This window comes from Roseateles sp. FW301-B2 (assembly GCF_058788955.1).
The window spans coordinates 19,661-36,029 of the sequence record NZ_JBYTBE010000009.1 but is presented as its reverse complement, the minus strand read 5'-3'; the positions used below and the strand labels follow the sequence as shown (position 1 = coordinate 36,029).

Here is a 16,369-nt window from a genome sequence, read left to right as displayed (position 1 = left end):
TTCAACCTCGATCAAATTTGAACACGGCCATGCTGGCGAGCAAGTTTGGCATGTTGCGCACCACCCTGCCCTCCTGGATGCCGAAGCTGTCCAGGATATTGAGCCGGTTCTTGCGCGCCAGCACCTCGAAGTCGGCATAGGTGCCGACGCGGATATTGGGCGTGTCGTACCACTCGTAGGGCAGCACGCGCGTCACCGGCATGCGGCCCAGCAGCACCTGCAGGCGATTGGGCCAATGCGCGAAATTGGGGAAGCTGACGATGCCGATGCGGCCCACGCGCGCGGTCTCTCGCAGCATCAGCTCGGTATTGCGCAGATGCTGCAGGGTCTCCAGTTGCAGCACCACATCGAAGCTCTGGTCCTCGAAGATCGACAGGCCCTCTTCGAGGTTCAGCTGGATCGCGTTCACGCCGCGCTGCACGCAGGCGAGCAGGTTGGCGTCGTCCAGCTCCACGCCATAGCCGCTGCAGCCGCGGTGCTGCTTCAGGTAGGCGAGCAGCTCGCCGGTGCCGCAGCCCAGGTCCAGCACGCGCGCGCCCTCGGGCACCAGGGCGGCGATCGTCTCCATCACGGCCTGCGCGCTCATGCCACCACCTCGCCGGCAATGCGCTGGAAGTAGGCGCGCAGCACGCCGTGGTAGCGCGGATCCTCCAGCAGGAAGGCATCGTGGCCATGCGGTGCGTCGATCTCCGCATAGGAGACATCGAGCTTGTTGTCGAGCAGGGCCTTGACGATCTCGCGCGAGCGCGCCGGCGAGAAGCGCCAGTCGGTCGTGAAGCTGGCGAGCAGGAACTTGCAGCGCGCGCTGGCAAAGGTGCGCGAGAGGTCGCCGCCCTGTTCGCGCGCCGGGTCGAAATAGTCGAGCGCGCGCGTGATCAGCAGATAGGTGTTGGCGTCGAAGTAGTCGCTGAACTTGTCGCCCTGGTAGCGCAGATAGCTCTCGATCTGGAACTCGATGTCCTGGGTCGAATAGCCCAGTTCGGCGGCGCGCATCTGGCGTCCGAACTTCTGCTCCATCACATCGTCGCTGAGGTAGGTGATGTGGCCGATCATGCGCGCCACGCGCAGGCCGCGCTTGGGCACCACGCCATGCTGGTAGAAATGGCCGCCGTGGAAATCGGGGTCGGTGATGATGGCGCGGCGCGCCACCTCGTTGAAGGCGATGTTCTGCGCCGACAGACAGGGCGCGGTGGCGATGGCGATGCAGTGGCGCAGCCGCGCCGGGTAGCGCAGCGCCCAATCCAGCGCCTGCATGCCGCCCAGCGAGCCGCCCAGCACGGCGGCCAGCTGGGTGATGCCCAGCTGGTCGAGCACGCGCGCCTGGGCATCCACCCAGTCCTGCACCGTCACCACCGGGAAATCCGCACCGTAGACGCGGCCGGTGTCCGGGTTGCTATGCATGGGCCCGGTGGAGCCAAAGCAGGAGCCGAGGTTGTTGATGCCGATGACGAAGAACTTGTCGGTGTCCAGCGGCTTGCCCGGGCCTACCAGGTTGTCCCACCAGCCCTCGCTCTTGTCCTCGCCCGCGTAGACCCCGGCCACATGGTGGCTGGCGTTCAGCGCATGGCAGACCAGCACCGCATTGCTGCGCGCCGCATTCAGCTGGCCATAGGTCTCGTAGACCAGTTCGTAGTCGCGTATCTGTGCGCCGCTGCGCAGCGGCAGCGGCTGCGCGAAGCTCATGCGCTGTGGCGTCACCGCCCCTAGCTGACCCATCTCATGCCCTCAGAAAAACAAATCCGGCGCCGCCTCGATCATTGCGGACGCCGGAAGCTGCTGGCCTGCGGACGCCCTTTTAGCGGCATTTTTAGAGCGCCCGCAATCCGGAACAAATCGGCGCTATGGGCCGGATTATAGAAGCGGCGGCTCAGCCCTGATCGAGGTGGAACTGCGAGACCGCCTCGGCCAGACGCCTCGACTGCTCGCGCAGGCTCTCGGCCGCCGCCGCCGACTGTTCCACCAGCGCCGCGTTCTGCTGCGTCATCTGGTCGAGCCGCGTCACCGCACCATTCACCTGGCCAATGCGCTGGCTCTGGTCGGAGGTGCCGGTGGCGATCTCGCCGACGATGTCGCTGACACGCTGCACCGAGGCCACGATTTCGTCCATGGTGGCGCCGGCGTCCTTCACCAGCTTGGCCCCCACGTCCACGCGCTCGACGCTGGCACCGATCAGCGCCTTGATCTCGCGCGCCGCCTCGGCCGAACGCTGGGCCAGTGAGCGCACCTCGCCGGCCACCACCGCAAAGCCGCGCCCCTGTTCGCCGGCGCGCGCCGCCTCCACCGCGGCATTCAGGGCCAGGATATTGGTCTGGAAGGCGATGCCGTCGATCACTCCGATGATGTCGCCGATGCGGCGCGAGCTGCTGTTGATCTCGTCCATGGTGCTGACCACCCGCGCCACCACCTCGCCGCCGCGCTGCGCCACCTGGGCGGCCGAACTGGCCAGCTGCTTGGCCGTCATGGCCGAGTCGGCGCTGTCGCGCACGCCGCCGGTAAGCTGCTCCATCGAGCTGGCGGTGCTCTGCAGATTCGAGGCCGCCTGCTCGGTGCGCTGGCTCAGATCCTGGTTGCCGGCCGCCACCTCGGTGCTGGCGGTCTCGATGTGCGAGGAGGACGCGCGCACCTCGCCCACCAGCTTGCGCAGCGATTCCTGCATGCTGTGCAGCGCGCCCAGCAGGTCGGCGGCCTCGTCGCGGCCCTCGACGCGGATCTGGCGGTTCAGGTCGCCCGCCGCGATCGCCTGCGCCACCGTGCGCGCATAGCTGATCGGGCTGGTGATGGAGGCCGAGTTCATCAGCGTCAGCGGCACCACCGCCAGCACCACCAGGGCCAGCACCGCCAGGAAGACGCTGGTGATGTTGCTCATGGTCTTGCCGAAGGCCTGCTGCGTGTTGCCGGACTCGGTCTCGATCAGCTGCGCGATCTTGTTGACGCGCTCTTCCACCTGGGTCATGAAACCCTTGGCACGGCCCAGCATGCGGTCGGCCACGCGGGCGGTATCGAAGCCGCCATCCTGGATCTGGATCAGCACCGGGCCCGAGGCCTTGGCGTAGTCGTCCATCAGCTGGATGGCCTCGCGCGCGATCGGGTTGCCGGCATCTTCCTCCCCCTCCAGCATCTGCTCCAGGCCCTTGCGGGTGGCGACGATGGCGGCCTGCCAGCGCTCGCGCGCCTTCAGCACCGTCACGCCGTCCTCGTAGTTGATCACCATCTCCTTTTCCCACAGGCGCACCTCGGCCAGCGAGGCGCGGATCTGCGCGAGCGCGGTGAGTTGCCTGATCGAGTGATCCATGAAGGCCGTGTTGAGGCTCTTCAGCTGCTGGCCACCGAACAGACCGGTCAGGCCGACCAGGGCAAACATGCCCAGCACCATCGCGATCGCACCCTGCATGCGCGTGCGTATCGTGAAGTGCCGCATCCACTTCATCAAGTCCATGGTAGCTCCCCGTTCCATGGTTCGAGCCTCATAGGCGCCGGGCTCAAGGCACGTTGATCCTATGTCCGAGCGCTGGCGATGGGTTGGTTTGCATTTATTAAACGATCGACTAATAATTCCTCATGGCCCGCCCATCCCAAGCTCAAGACCTGACCCTGCTGGCCAGCGGCCGGGCGCTCTATGCCCAGCTCGGCTGCGCCGGCCTGTCGGTGCGGCGCCTGGCCGAGCATGCCGGCGTGAACCCGGCCATGGTGCACTACCACTTCAAGAGCAAGGACGGCTTTCTGCGCGCCCTGCTGCAGCAGATGTACGAGGACATGTTCGCCGGCCTGAGCCTGGAGGCGGCACGCAGCGGCAACGCCCTGCAGCGGCTGGAAGCCAGCCTGCTGCGCCTGGCGCAGTTCGTGCGCGAGCACCGGCCCACCGTGGCGCGCGTCTGGGCCGACGCCCAGCAGGGCGAGCCGGTGGCGCTGGACTTCATGCGCGCAAATGCACCGCGCCATCTGGGCCTGCTGCTGGCCCTCATGCAGGAGGCCGAGGGCGCCGGCCTGCTGCGCCAGCAGCCGCCGATGCAGCGCTTTGTGTTCCTGATGGGCGCGGTGGTGGCGCCCCTGATGATTGCCTGCAGCGTGCAAGCCCTGGGCGTGCTGCCACCCGCCCTGTCCGCCCTGATGGAAGACCAGGCCCTCAGCGATACCGCGCTGCGCGAGCGCATCGGCTGGGCCCTGGACGCCTTGCGAAAGTAGCGCATGAGACGACAAACCAACCGCATCGCCGGCCTGCTGATCCTGTCGAGCCTGGCCGCCTGCGCCCCCCGGACCGAACCGAGCTGGTCGGGCTATGCCGAGGGAGAGACGCTCTACCTCGCCGCCCCGGTGGCCGGCCGCCTGGCGACGCTGCAGGTGCGCAGCGGCGACGCGGTGCAGGCCCAGCAGCCCCTCTTCACCCTGGACGACCAACTCGAGCGCGCCGCCGATGCAGAGGCCAAGGCGCGTGCCCAAAGCGCCCAGGCCCAGGCCGCCAACACCGACAAGGGGCGGCGCCGCGAGGAGCTGGCCATCACCGAGGCCCAGCTGCGCCAGGCGCGCAGCCAGGCCGAGCTGGCGCAGGGCGAGCTGGTACGGCAGCAGCAATTGCTGGCGCAAGGCTTTGTGCAGCGCGCGCGGGTCGACGATGCCGCCCTGCTGGCCCGGCAGGCGCAGGCGCGCGTGGCCGAGCTGGAGGCGGCGCTGCAGAGCGCCCGCCTGCCGGCGCGCGAGGACGAGCGCCAGGCGGCGCGCGCACTCGCCGCCGCCGCGCAAAGCGGCCGAGCCCAGACCGATTGGCGGCTGCAGGAAAAGCAGCAGCGCGCACCGCAGGCGGGCCGCATCACCGACACCTTTTTCCGCCCCGGCGAATGGGTCGCGGCCGGCCAGCCGGTGCTGGCCCTGCTGCCGGCCGGGCAGCGCAAGGCGCGCTTCTTCGTGCCCGAGGCGGCGCTGGGAGCCTTGCGCCTGCAGCAGGCGGTGCAGCTGCGCTGCGATGGCTGCGGCGCGCCGATCGCGGCACGCATCAGCTATATCGCCGCGCAGGCCGAGTACACGCCGCCGGTGATCTACTCGAACGCCCAGCGCGCCAAGCTGGTGTTCATGGTCGAGGCCCGGCCCGAGCGCATCGAGGATGCCGAGCGCCTGCACCCCGGCCAACCGCTGGACGTCGTGGCGTCAAAGACATGAGCGGCGAGCTGGCCATCGATGTGCGCGGCCTCGCCAAGCAGTTCGGCGGCCGCAAGGTGGTGGACGGCATCGACCTGCGGGTAGGGCGCGGGCGCATCGTCGGCTTCCTGGGGCCGAATGGCAGCGGCAAGACCACCAGCATGCGCATGCTGTGCGGCCTGCTCACGCCGGATGCCGGCGAGGGCAGCTGCCTGGGGCTGGATTTCCGCCGCGAGGCCGCGGCCTTGAAGCGTCAGGTTGGCTATATGACGCAGAAGTTCGGCCTCTACGACGACCTCTCGATCCGCCAGAACCTCGACTTCGTGGCGCGCCTGTTCGAGCTGCCGCAGCGCCGCGCCGTGGTGGACCAGGCGCTCGCCAGGCTGGGGCTGACATCGCGCCAGCACCAGCTGGCCGGCGCGCTCTCGGGCGGCTGGAAGCAGCGGCTCTCGCTGGCCGCCTGCCTGCTGCACGAGCCGCGCCTGCTGCTGCTGGACGAACCCACCGCCGGCGTCGACCCGAAGGCGCGGCGCGAGTTCTGGGACGAGATCCACGCCCTCGCCCAGCAGGGCATCACCGTGCTGGTGGCCACCCATTACATGGACGAGGCCGAGCGTTGCAACGAGCTGGTCTTCATCGCCTATGGCGAAGTGCTGGCCCATGGCACGCAGGCCGAGGTGCTGGCCGCCGCCGGCCTCGCGACGGGCCAGGGCAATCTGGAGGACGCCTTCATCCGCCTGATCGCCAAGGCGCGCGACAACTTCGCCGAGGCCGCGGCATGAGCATGTTCCGCTGGGCCCGCATGTGGGCCGTGTTCGTCAAGGAGTTCCAGCAGATGCTGCGCGACCGCCTGACCTTTGCGATGGCGGTGGGCGTGCCCATCATGCAGCTGGTGCTGTTCGGCTACGCGATCAATATGGACCCGAAGGGCCTGCCCACCGCGGTGGTGGCGCAGGACCAGGGCGTCATGGGCCGCAGCCTGCTGGCGGCGATGCAGAACAGCGGCTATTTCCGCATCGTCCACAGCGGCATGACGGAGGCCGAAGCCGACGCGCTGATGGCGCGCGGCGAGGTGCAGTTCATCGTCGTCATTCCGGGCGACTTCGGCGCGCGCCTGGTGCGCGGCGAGCACCCGGCCCTGCTGGTAGCGGCCGACGCCACCGACCCCTCGGCCTCGGGCAATGCCCTGGCCGCCCTGCAGCAGCTGGGCACGCAGGCACTGGTGCGCGAGCTGCGCGGCCCGCTGGCCGCTCTGCAGCCGCGTCCCCTGCCCTTCGAGATGCGCCTGCAGCGGCGCTACAACCCCGAAGGGCTCTCGCGCTACAACATCGTGCCCGGTCTGATCGGCACCATCCTCACCATGACCATGGTGATGCTGACCTCGCTGGCGATGACACGTGAGCGCGAGCGCGGCACCATGGAAAACCTGCTCGCCACGCCGGTGCGGCCGCTGGAGGTGATGCTGGGCAAGATCCTGCCCTATGTGCTGATCGGCTATCTGCAGCTGCTGCTGATCTTGCTCGCGGCCTGGCTGCTGTTCGAGGTGCCCATGGTGGGCAGCTTCGGCCTGCTGATGGCGATGATCGGCGTCTTCATGCTGGCCAATCTGGGCGTGGGCTTCACCTTCTCGACGCTGGCGCGCAACCAGCTGCAGGCCCTGCAGATGACGTTCTTCTTCTTCCTGCCCTCGATGCTGCTGTCGGGCTTCATGTTCCCCTTCCGCGGCATGCCGGGCTGGGCACAGAACCTGGGCGAGGTGCTGCCGCTGACGCATTTCCTGCGCATCGTGCGCGGCATCATGCTCAAGGGCAGCGGCGCGGCCGAGCTGCTGCCGGAGCTCTGGCCCATGCTGGCCTTTCTGCTCGTGGCCGCCCTGGTCGCGCTCAAGCGCTATCGGCTGACGCTGGACTAAGGCTGCCGGCAGAGGCAGTGCACCACCGCGGCGAAGGGCTTGCGGCCCTCGCTGAGTTCGGCCGCCCAGGCCAGCTCCGCCTGCGCCTCCTGCAGCACCGCCGGCAGCTGCGGCAGACCCAGCTGGGCGCGCAGGGTCGCGGCCAGCGCGGGGCTCAGCACCTCGCCGAACGAGCTCAGCAGACGCTCGAACCGGCCCATCTCGCGCTCCACATAACTCACGCGTGGCTCGCCCTCCAGCTTGGCGCGCTGCGCCGCCGCGTTGATGGCATCCTGCAGGCTGCCCAGCTTGTCGACAAGGCCACGCTCCAGCGCCTGTGCGCCGGTCCAGACGCGCCCCTGCGCGACCGCGTCGATCTCGGCCACCGGCTTCTTGCGCGCCGCCGCGGCCTTGCCGGTGAACTCGTCGTAGGTGTGCTGGATGGCGGTCTGCACCAGCGCGGCAAAGCGCGGATCGAGCGCGCGGCGCGGATCGTAGGCGCCGGCCAGCCAGGCGGTGGTGGTGCCGCCGGTGTGGATGGAGAGCTTGTCCAGCAGCTTCTCGCCGGTGGGCAGCATGCCGAACACGCCGATAGAGCCGGTGACGGTGCTGGCGTCGGCGATCACCTCGTCGGCCGACATGGAGATCCAGTAGCCGCCCGAGGCGGCCACATCGCCCATCGAGACCACCACCGGTTTGCCGGCCTGCTGGGTCAGCTCCAGCTCGCGGCGCACGATCTCGGAAGCTAAGGCGCTGCCGCCGGGCGAGTTGACGCGCAGCACCAGGGCCTTGATGTTCTCGTCCTCGCGCGCCTGGCGCACCAGCTTGGCGGTGGAGTCGCCGCCGACGCGGCCGGCACCGGCCTCGCCGTCGACGATCTCGCCTTCGGCCACCACCACGCCCACCGCCGGGCCGCGCTCGACCTTTGGCTTCAGATAGGCCTGGTAGTCGGCATAGGACACGGCGCGGAAGCTCCTGCCCTTGTCGTCCTTGGCGCCGCGCTCCATCAGCATGGCGCGGAACTCGTCGCGCGTCTTCAGCCCGTCCACCAGGTGCATCTCCAGGGCCATGCGCGCGGCGTCGCCCTTGGCCGCGGCCAGGCGCTGCGGCAGCTCGTCAATGCCCTTGGCGATGGCGCCCTTGTCGAGCTTGCGTGCCTGCTCGATGGCGGCGGTGAAACGGTTCCACAGATCGCCATAGAGATAAGCCTCGGACTCCAGCGAGGCCGGCGATGGCCCGTTGGCGAAATAGGGCTCGCCGAAGTTCTTGTACTTGCCGACGCGAATCACGTTCGCCGCAATGCCCAGCCGGTCCAGCGCGTCCTTGTAGTAATTGCGGTAGCGGCCAAAGCCCTCCAGCATCACCAGCCCCATGGGGTGGAGATAGATCTCGTCGGCCTGGGCGGCGAGGAAGTAATCGCGCTGATCGAATTGCTCGCCATAGGCCAGCACCGGCTTGCCGCTGGCCTTCTTGAAGCGCGCCAGCCCGGCCGCCAACTCGCGCAGACCGGCCTGGCCAGCGCCGCCGAATTCATGCAGATCCAGGGCCAGCACGCCGATGTTGTCGTCCTTGGCGGCGGCCTCCAGCGTGGCCAGCACATCGCGCAAGCGCGTCTGGCGCTGCGCCTGGCCCTTCAGCTGCGCCATCGCCTGCTCGCGTGCCGAGCCCGAGAACTGCTCCACGAGTTGGCCGCGCAGATTCAGCACCAGGGTGGTCTTGGACTGCAGGGGCTTGGGGCCGCGGGTCAGCAGCCCCACCACGATGGCGATCAACAGGGCCAGCAGCAGCAGATTGAGGAGCGCGCGGCGGCTGGCATCCAGCAGCCACCAGCACTTGCCCAGCAAGCGCCACAGCGGCGCGAACATCGTCTTCAGTCCCATGCAAGCTCCCTTGATCAGCTGCGGCGATTGTGCAGCAGGGTCAGAGACGTGCAGGTTTGGCGTCAGAACAGCGCCGAATTAGCTGGGAAGCGGGTGCCATGACAGCGCTTCGGGGGCGCTAATTGTGCGCAGGAATTCACGCAAGTCGTCGCCAAAACTCCAATAGCAACAATGGCTTACATGCCTCACACAAGTCCTGATTAAGCTACACACACCAGGCAACGACTGCACCCTGGTTCAGGGAGCTGTTTCATGGCAAGCGCCCCACCGTGCACACGGTACCCCGCAGTCACGCATGCCCTGAATCTGAATCGGAATTGAATCATGACACTGACCGCAATCGCTCTGGCAGCCAGCCTGGCATCCTCCGCACCGGCCCAATGCGACTGGAATCCGTCGATGCAGGCGAGCTATGAGGGCTCGCTCCCGGCGTTGGTGGACCGATTCCAAGACATGTCGCCAGAAGTGCGTGCACGACTCAAGCGGCGACTGGACAGCCATCGCTACGATGAGATCGTCAGCATAGGCCGCGATGAAATCGTCGGCGTGCAGCGCTACAGCAATGAGATTCGCGGCCTGCAGACCGGACCTCGTTCAATCTGCACCCTGGGCAGCCGCAACAGTTGGGAAGCGTCCGCCAAAGAGCTGGCGCTCAGCTATTGCGAAGGCAGCCAGTGCTTGGTGGTCACCATCAACGGACGCCACATGGGTCGGATCACCAGGGTGACCGGGCCGCGCGACCCCAATGCGCCGTTCGATCCGCAGCGTGAGGTCGACACCTATCCAACCGCCGCGGGCCCGGAAGTCCCCGTCTTTGCACCCGGCCGCCTGCTGGTGGGAGCAAGGGCCGGACTCAGCGACGCCGAGCTGGCCAGAATCCTGACGACACATGGCGCCAAGGCGCGCCGCATTGGCAAGTCGGACCTGCACATCGTCGACCTGCCAGGCAAAGGGTCCGAGCAATCGGTAGCGGCCTTGCTGGCCAAGCATCCGCAGCTCAAGTTTGCTGAACAGGACCGGCGTGTCACGCCGGCCTTCGCCGCGAACGATCCCTACCTCGGCAGCCAATGGCACCTGAGCAAGGTCGGCGCCTCAAGCGCCTGGGACATGGGCCAGGGCGCAGGCGTCACCATTGCGATCCTGGACAGCGGTGTGGATGGCGCCCACCCTGACCTGAGTTCGCGCATGGTGACTGGCTGGAACTTCTACGACAACAACAGCAACACCACCGACGTGACCGGTCACGGCACTGCCGTAGCCGGCGCCGCCGCCGCATCGCTCAACAATGGCACCGGCGTGGCCGGTCTCAGCGGGCAGGCCAAGATCATGCCCGTACGGATCAGCGATACGAATGGCTATGCCTACTGGAGCACGGTCGCCACCGCCTTGACTTGGGCTGCCGACAACGGTGCGCGCGTAGCCAATATCAGCTTTGGCGGCGTGTCGGGCAGCAGCACCGTGCAAAGCTCCGCGCAATACATGAAGAGCAAGGGTGGGCTGGTGGTGGCCGCGGCCGGCAACAATGGCATTGATGAGGGCATTGCGCCCACGACAACCATGATCACGGTGTCCGCGACCGACAGCACCGACACCAAGACCAGCTGGTCCAGCTTTGGTAGCTTCGTCACCATTGCCGCGCCTGGCCAAGATATCTGGACGACCACCAAGGGCGGGGGATATCAAGCCTGGTGGGGTACTTCGCTCGCGTCGCCCGTGGTGGCAGGCGTTGTCGGCCAAATGATGTCAAGCAACCTGGCGCTCACCAGCAGCCAGATTGAAAGCCTGCTGTACTCGTCGGCCACAGATCTCGGCGCAGCTGGCCGCGATAGCTACTACGGCTACGGTCGTGTGAATGCCGCGGCCGCCGTGCAGGCAGCCAAGGCAGCACCGCCGCCGGACACCACCGCGCCCGCGGTATCCATTGGCGCCCCCCTGGGTTCGAGCACCGTGAGCGGCTTGGTCCCGGTGGATGTCAGCGCCACCGACAACGTCGGCGTCGCCAGGGTCGAATTGCGTGTGAATGGTGCGACCGTGGCCACGGATACCGGCGCGCCTTTTGCTTTCAGCTGGGACTCCACCAAGGTCGCAAATGGCAACTACACCTTGACAGCCTATGCGGTTGATGGCGCCGGCAACGCCGCCAGCTCAGCCAATGTGGTGGTGAATGTGTCCAACACGGTGGCCAAGATCGTCGACACAACGGCACCGACGGTCGTCATCGCGAATCCGAGCAACGGCACGGCGGTTTCCGGCACCGTCTCTGTCAGCCTGTCAGCTTCCGACAACAGCGGCAGCGCGGGCATTACCCAGCAGCTCTACATCGATGGCAAGCTGGTCGCCAGCGGAAGCGGCGCCAGCCTGGTCTACAACTGGAACACACGCAAGGTAAGTTCGGGCAGCCATACCATCCAGGCCATCGCCAAGGATGCGGCCGGCAACTCCAGCACGTCCAGTGTGCAAGTCAATCGCTAACCGAACTCGGATCGACAAGAAACCGGCCTTCTGGCCGGTTTTTTTTGGCCCCCTCATTTCGGGGGCGGCTAGCAAAAGTCCGTACTCGTGGCGCAGTGGCTGTGCTGCACATTGCTCAAACGTAGGGCGATAAGCACGCTTGCCATTTGTTACTCGCTCCCAGTTCCCCGCTGATTGTTGCCGTGCACAATGCGCCGGTTTCCCAAAGGGCACAGCACCATGAGTAGTAGCGCCAAGTTTCCCGCTTTGTTGTTCTGCAGCAGCCTTGTGATACTGGGCAGCGCGTACGCGGCACCTTCCACCGACGTGGCGACGCCGGGCTATGCGCCCAACCGCTTGCTGATCGGCACGCGAGCCGGGCTCAGCGACAGCGAGGTCGCCAAGATTCTCACGGTACACGGCGCAAAAGCCCACCGCATCGGCAGCACCCAACTGCACATCGTTGATCTGCCTGGTAACGGCTCGGCCCAGGCTATCGCCACCTTGCTGGCCAAACATCCAGCGCTGAAATTCGTTGAGCGCGACCGCCAAGTACACCTCGCGCTCACACCCAACGACCCCTATCTCGGCAGCGAGTGGCACCTGAACAAGATCGGCGCAGGTACCGCCTGGGATGTAGGACAGGGCGCTGGCGTAACCATCGCCATCATCGACACCGGCGTCGATGGCACTCATCCCGAACTCGGCGCCAAGATGGTGGCGGGGTGGAACTTTTACGACAACAACAGCAACACGGCCGACGTACAAGGCCACGGCACAGCGGTAGCCGGTGCGGCGGCGGCCACTACCAACAACGGCACCGGCGTGGCCGGGGTCAGTGGGCTCGCAAAGATCATGCCCATACGCGTCACCGACGCCAATGGCTACACCTACTGGAGTACCGTGGCCAGCGCGCTGAATTGGGCCGCTGACAACGGCGCCCGCGTGGCCAACGTCAGCTTTGGCGGCGTTTCAGGCAGCAGCACCGTTCAGGCCGCTGCAGACTACATGCGCAGCAAGGGCGGCTTGGTCGTGGCGGCTGCCGGCAACAACGGCATAGACGAGCACATCACCCCCACCACGAGCCTCATCACCGTATCGGCTACAGACAGCAGCGACACCAAGACCAGTTGGTCCAGCTATGGCGACTTCGTCACCATAGCCGCGCCGGGCCAGGACATTTGGACCACCACCAAAGGCGGTGGCTACCAAGCATGGTGGGGCACTTCCCTGGCCACACCGGTGGTCTCAGGCGTGATTGGCGTGCTGATGTCCAGCAACCTGAGCCTCACCAACAGCCAGATTGAAAAGCTCCTGTATTCGTCAGCCACCGATTTGGGCGCTGCCGGTCGCGACAGCTACTATGGCTACGGTCGCGTCAACGCTGCGGCGGCGGTGCAGGCGGCCAAGGCCACGCTGCTGCAGGACACGACGGCGCCCACCGTATCTATCAGCGCACCGATAAGCGCCAGCACGGTCAGCGGCCTGGTAGCGGTGAATACCGAGGCGAGCGACAACATAGGCGTCAGCCGCGTTGAGCTTCGCGTAGACAGCAGCACCGTTGGCAGCGATACCAGCGCACCCTTCGGTTTCAGCTGGGACTCGAGCAAGGTCAGCAACGGCAGTCACACCCTGGTCGCCGTGGCCTACGATGCGGCCGGCAACAGCCAAGGCTCGGCGCCCGTAACGATCAACGTGGCCAACCCCGTGCTTGTCGACACGAGCCCCCCCGTCGTCAGCATCACCAATCCCAAGTCCGGTAGCACCCTATCCGGCACGGTTAGCGTGACCGTCGCGGCGACAGACGACAGTGGCAGCGCCGGCATCCGCCAACGACTTTATGTGGACGGACTGCTCGTTGCCAGCGGCAGTGGCAGTGGCGGCAGCCTCAGCTACAACTGGAACACGCGCAAGATCGCACGCGGCCTGCACACGCTTCAAGCGGTGGCACAGGACTCCGCCGGAAACTCTGCCACGACCTCGGTTCAGGTCAGTCGCTGAGGCCTGCGCAGCACTCACGCGGCCAGCGTCTGATCCGTCGGGTTTTTTTACATTCAGCCCCCGAGCCAGCCAGCAAAGAAATAGAAAAGTCTTGTAATACAAATGGTTAGCGCTGCTGGCCTGACTTTTGCTAAATCAATGTACACACGTAGTGGCTGTGTCAAACCCAAGGGGCTCACATGAAAAAGTATCTCCGCACCGCGATCGCCGCCCTGACCGTCGCACTGGCGCCAGCGGCTCAGGCAGACTTCGTTCTGGATTTCCAGAATGTGCACTTCACGTTCTCCCAAGTGGACGCTGACAGCTTCAAGCTTCGCATCCAGAACTTTCTGAGCGGCCCGGATCTGCCTGGTGGCGGAGATTGGGCTTCGGCCACTCACTTGTATGGCCTGGGATTTAAGAATATTGGCGATGTGACCGGCCTGACTGCAGTGGCCGTGTCCGAAGACCCGAACGTCGCCGGGAATTCATGGTTCTTTACGAAGGACGAACTCGCCGCCCAAGGCTGCGGTCCTGACACGACTTCGGACTTCAAGTTGTGCGTCTTTTCGTCCCCGGTCATGGCCATGACCGATGACATGACGCTGCAGTTTGACTTCACGGGCGCCACGGTCAGCCTCGACCCGCTCAACCCCGTGCACTTGAAGGCCGAGTTCATGAAGGACTATGGCGGCACGAAAGGCTTTGACAAGGTCGGTTCGCTGATGTCGCAGGACATGATCTATAGCAGCTCGACCAGCAGCTCGACCAGTAGCTCGACCAGCACGGGCGGCGGCCAGAGCAGTGGTGGCCAGGTACCCGAACCCGATTCGAGCGCATTGGCCGTGTTGGCACTCGGTCTGATGGCTCTTGGTTTTAAGACACGCAATTCAGCCTCGCGCAAGTAAGCGTCAGCGCTGACATACGTTTCCAAAACCCCGCTTTGCGGGGTTTTTCTTTTGGCTCTTTCTGAAATGATTGCCACTGAGCCCCGACGTGCACGTCGTGACGATGGCATGAGGCGCTAAGCTGATCCAGTGCCGGGCGATCACGTCGGCGGAGCGCTCAGTCAGTTCAAAATACAAGCGCTGGGTATAGTGCTCGCGGGTGGGGTGGCGCCGTTCCATGTAAGGCCCATGTTTCTCATGGCGAGGTACCTGTGCATAGCCACCTGCACCCCAACCTCACCCCCTAAGACTCGCCATGCCAGCAAGCACCAGCGCCATGCCATCAACGCTAGCAATCCGCCTGCAAAACATTGCGGCGGCCTGGCTTGTAATCAGCGCAGCCTGCGGACTGTTCGTCAGCATGCCTTACAACCAGCAGGCGATGCACGGCGCACATGTCATCAGGGGCCGATGGCTGTTCACAGGTCAGGAATTCCTCCTGACGGCCGCCGTGGCTTACGCTTTTCTAGTGGCCGCCTGGTACCTGCTGGAGACACAGCCAGGACCTTCCAAATCGCTGCGCTGCTGCCAGGTGTTGGGCCGCCTGTTGCGCCAGCCGACATATGCCATTCGCCACCCGTTCAAAAGTGATGAGCGCGTGGCGATATTGACAACACTGCTAAAGACCTTCTTCGCACCGCTGATGACGTTGTCGCTGATGCAATTCAGCATGGCAGCTCTGGTGCACGGCGAGGCTATGCTGCTCGACGTCGAACAACCCATCGACTGGTTTCGGCTGTTTGACCAACACGGTCACTGGACCCTGTTGAAGCTGCTTTACTTCTTCGATGTGCTGGTGTTCACAATCGGCTACCTTGTCGAAATTCCGCGCCTGGGCAATTGCATCAAGTCAGTGGACAGCAACTGGCTCGGATGGGCGGCAGCCATGGTGTGCTACCCACCCTTCAACTTCCTTACCAACTGGCTGCTGGGGGGCCAAGTGAGCGACTTCCCGCAATTCGACAACCGCATTCTGCATGTCCTGCTGAATACGTCGCTGTTGCTGTGCGTACTGGGCTACACCCTGAGTTCCTTAGCGCTTGGCTTCAAGGCGAGCAATCTGACGCACCGCGGCATCGTCTCGCGCGGCGTATATAGCGTTGTGAGACACCCCGCCTACACCTGCAAGAACATGGCATGGCTGATTGGGTCACTGCCCGCCATCATGGTGTCATTCCAGCAATCGATCGTCAGCGGTATGTTGGCCGTGGCCGCTGTGGTTGGCTGGGGAGGCATCTACGTGCTACGAGCGATCACCGAGGAAGATCATTTGCGCCGCGTTGACGATGAATACGCGCGCTATGCGCAACAAGTGCGATACCGCTTCATTCCTGGCATCGTTTGACGCTCCCCCAGATTCGGGGGGCGCGCGCTCGCGGGGTTGCCGGCGCCGCACCGAACGGGACAATCGCCTCAGCTCTTCTCGTCCGCTCATGCGCTCCGTCTTCCTGCTACGCCGTTGCACACAATCGATCCACCGTTCACGTGCGGCGCTCTTGCAGAGCGACTGGGAACTGGCCGGCAGCAGCGAGCGCCTGAGCGAATGCGCGGACTGGCTGGGCCGCCTGCGCCCGGACGTGCTGGCCTGCGATCTGCGCCTGTTCGACGGCCATGTCAGCCGTCTGCTGCGCGGTTTGCGCCACGAGGCCTGGGCACCCAAGGTATTGCTGTTCAGCAGTAGCGCCGACGAGGTGCTGCTCTACGACACGCTGGCCAGCGGCGCGCATGGCTACTGGATGGAGCGACAGACCAGCATCAGCCTGCCCATGGCGCTGGACGCGCTCTATGAAGGCCGCGCCCTGATGTCACCCATGATCGCCCGGCAGGCGCTGGCAGCACTGGCACTGCCGCGCCTGAGCCTGGAACAGGCGCATCAATTGCGCCTGCGCAGCCTGGAGCCCGGGCTGGAACCCGCCTTCGTACAGCCGCTGTTGAGCCTTCTTTCACTGGGCCTGCTGCCGCGCGAAATCGCCCAGCTCTGGGAGCTGGCACTGGAGCAGGTGGAGCAGGCGTTGGCGCAGATCTACCGCCGCCTGCACCGCGTGCGCATCTTTCACGAACCCGATCTGCCGGTGGCTTGAGGCCACCCG

General features: G+C 65.6%; 12 protein-coding genes, 1 pseudogene and 1 riboswitch. Of the genes and pseudogenes, 9 read left to right on the top strand and 4 right to left on the bottom strand.

Annotation, left to right across the window (positions count from 1 at the left end):
- Position 1 precedes the first annotated feature (1 nt).
- The 3 genes from metW to AC3WQY_RS08335 all read right to left on the bottom strand — a co-directional run bounded on the left by metW (position 2) and on the right by AC3WQY_RS08335 (position 3,436).
- Positions 2 to 586, bottom strand: coding sequence for a methionine biosynthesis protein MetW (gene metW, locus AC3WQY_RS08345; protein ID WP_285234113.1), 585 nt, complete (start codon positions 584 to 586; stop codon positions 2 to 4).
- Entirely contained in the window at positions 583 to 1,716 is a 1,134-nt protein-coding gene (gene metX, locus AC3WQY_RS08340) for a homoserine O-succinyltransferase MetX (RefSeq protein ID WP_285234114.1), read from the bottom strand. The genes metW and metX overlap by 4 nt, the downstream gene beginning before the upstream one ends.
- 59 nt (positions 1,717 to 1,775) lie before the next feature.
- Positions 1,776 to 1,850, bottom strand: a riboswitch (SAM riboswitch).
- Positions 1,851 to 1,867: 17 nt separating this feature from the next.
- Complete coding sequence (locus tag AC3WQY_RS08335; RefSeq protein WP_492707377.1) at positions 1,868 to 3,436, bottom strand: methyl-accepting chemotaxis protein; 1,569 nt, start codon at positions 3,434 to 3,436, stop codon at positions 1,868 to 1,870.
- A 122-nt stretch (positions 3,437 to 3,558) separates the two neighbouring features.
- Here AC3WQY_RS08335 and AC3WQY_RS08330 point away from each other — a divergent pair, with 122 nt between their 5' ends.
- From AC3WQY_RS08330 to AC3WQY_RS08315, 4 genes and pseudogenes are all read left to right on the top strand, one after another.
- The gene (locus AC3WQY_RS08330; RefSeq protein WP_492707375.1) at positions 3,559 to 4,182 is read left to right on the top strand and encodes a TetR/AcrR family transcriptional regulator; all 624 of its coding nucleotides are present in this window, start codon (positions 3,559 to 3,561) and stop codon (positions 4,180 to 4,182) included.
- Positions 4,183 to 4,185: 3 nt separating this feature from the next.
- A complete protein-coding gene (locus AC3WQY_RS08325) occupies positions 4,186 to 5,151 on the top strand; it encodes an HlyD family secretion protein (protein WP_492707373.1) in 966 nt (321 codons plus the stop codon).
- Positions 5,148 to 5,834 (top strand): annotated as a pseudogene (locus AC3WQY_RS08320) (ABC transporter ATP-binding protein); the annotation flags it as partial. The gene AC3WQY_RS08325 and the pseudogene AC3WQY_RS08320, both read left to right, overlap by 4 nt.
- A 74-nt stretch (positions 5,835 to 5,908) precedes the next feature.
- Complete coding sequence (locus AC3WQY_RS08315; protein WP_492707371.1) at positions 5,909 to 7,042, top strand: ABC transporter permease; 1,134 nt, start codon at positions 5,909 to 5,911, stop codon at positions 7,040 to 7,042.
- Here the strand turns inward: AC3WQY_RS08315 and sppA are convergent.
- Positions 7,039 to 8,901 (bottom strand): signal peptide peptidase SppA, encoded by a 1,863-nt coding sequence (gene sppA, locus AC3WQY_RS08310; protein ID WP_492707369.1) that lies wholly within the window; start codon positions 8,899 to 8,901, stop codon positions 7,039 to 7,041. The two genes, AC3WQY_RS08315 and sppA, sit on opposite strands and share 4 nt — an antisense overlap.
- Before the next feature lie 324 nt (positions 8,902 to 9,225).
- On the opposite strand from sppA, the gene AC3WQY_RS08305 reads away from it, so the two are divergent.
- From AC3WQY_RS08305 to AC3WQY_RS08285, 5 genes are all read left to right on the top strand, one after another.
- Entirely contained in the window at positions 9,226 to 11,373 is a 2,148-nt protein-coding gene (locus AC3WQY_RS08305) for an MHFG family PEP-CTERM protein (protein ID WP_492707367.1), read from the top strand.
- A gap of 219 nt (positions 11,374 to 11,592) precedes the next feature.
- The gene (locus tag AC3WQY_RS08300; RefSeq protein WP_492707365.1) at positions 11,593 to 13,353 is read left to right on the top strand and encodes a S8 family serine peptidase; all 1,761 of its coding nucleotides are present in this window, start codon (positions 11,593 to 11,595) and stop codon (positions 13,351 to 13,353) included.
- 179 nt (positions 13,354 to 13,532) lie between these two features.
- A complete protein-coding gene (locus AC3WQY_RS08295; protein WP_492707363.1) occupies positions 13,533 to 14,240 on the top strand; it encodes a PEP-CTERM sorting domain-containing protein in 708 nt (235 codons plus the stop codon).
- Between the two features lie 295 nt (positions 14,241 to 14,535).
- The gene (locus AC3WQY_RS08290; protein WP_492707362.1) at positions 14,536 to 15,624 is read left to right on the top strand and encodes a methyltransferase family protein; all 1,089 of its coding nucleotides are present in this window, start codon (positions 14,536 to 14,538) and stop codon (positions 15,622 to 15,624) included.
- Between the two features lie 88 nt (positions 15,625 to 15,712).
- A complete protein-coding gene (locus tag AC3WQY_RS08285; protein ID WP_492707361.1) occupies positions 15,713 to 16,360 on the top strand; it encodes a response regulator in 648 nt (215 codons plus the stop codon).
- Positions 16,361 to 16,369: the final 9 nt, after the last annotated feature.

Excerpts from the sequence above, each read along its gene's own strand:
- metX (WP_285234114.1), bottom strand. The coding sequence starts at position 1,716 with ATGGGTCAGCTAGGGGCGGTGACGCCACAGCGCATGAGCTTCGCGCAG.
- AC3WQY_RS08285 (WP_492707361.1), top strand. The coding sequence starts at position 15,713 with ATGCGCTCCGTCTTCCTGCTACGCCGTTGCACACAATCGATCCACCGT.
- sppA (WP_492707369.1), bottom strand. The coding sequence starts at position 8,901 with ATGGGACTGAAGACGATGTTCGCGCCGCTGTGGCGCTTGCTGGGCAAG.
- AC3WQY_RS08330 (WP_492707375.1), top strand. The coding sequence starts at position 3,559 with ATGGCCCGCCCATCCCAAGCTCAAGACCTGACCCTGCTGGCCAGCGGC.
- AC3WQY_RS08335 (WP_492707377.1), bottom strand. The coding sequence starts at position 3,436 with ATGGACTTGATGAAGTGGATGCGGCACTTCACGATACGCACGCGCATG.
- AC3WQY_RS08300 (WP_492707365.1), top strand. The coding sequence starts at position 11,593 with ATGAGTAGTAGCGCCAAGTTTCCCGCTTTGTTGTTCTGCAGCAGCCTT.
- AC3WQY_RS08325 (WP_492707373.1), top strand. The coding sequence starts at position 4,186 with ATGAGACGACAAACCAACCGCATCGCCGGCCTGCTGATCCTGTCGAGC.
- AC3WQY_RS08295 (WP_492707363.1), top strand. The coding sequence starts at position 13,533 with ATGAAAAAGTATCTCCGCACCGCGATCGCCGCCCTGACCGTCGCACTG.
- AC3WQY_RS08290 (WP_492707362.1), top strand. The coding sequence starts at position 14,536 with ATGCCAGCAAGCACCAGCGCCATGCCATCAACGCTAGCAATCCGCCTG.
- AC3WQY_RS08305 (WP_492707367.1), top strand. The coding sequence starts at position 9,226 with ATGACACTGACCGCAATCGCTCTGGCAGCCAGCCTGGCATCCTCCGCA.
- AC3WQY_RS08315 (WP_492707371.1), top strand. The coding sequence starts at position 5,909 with ATGAGCATGTTCCGCTGGGCCCGCATGTGGGCCGTGTTCGTCAAGGAG.
- metW (WP_285234113.1), bottom strand. The coding sequence starts at position 586 with ATGAGCGCGCAGGCCGTGATGGAGACGATCGCCGCCCTGGTGCCCGAG.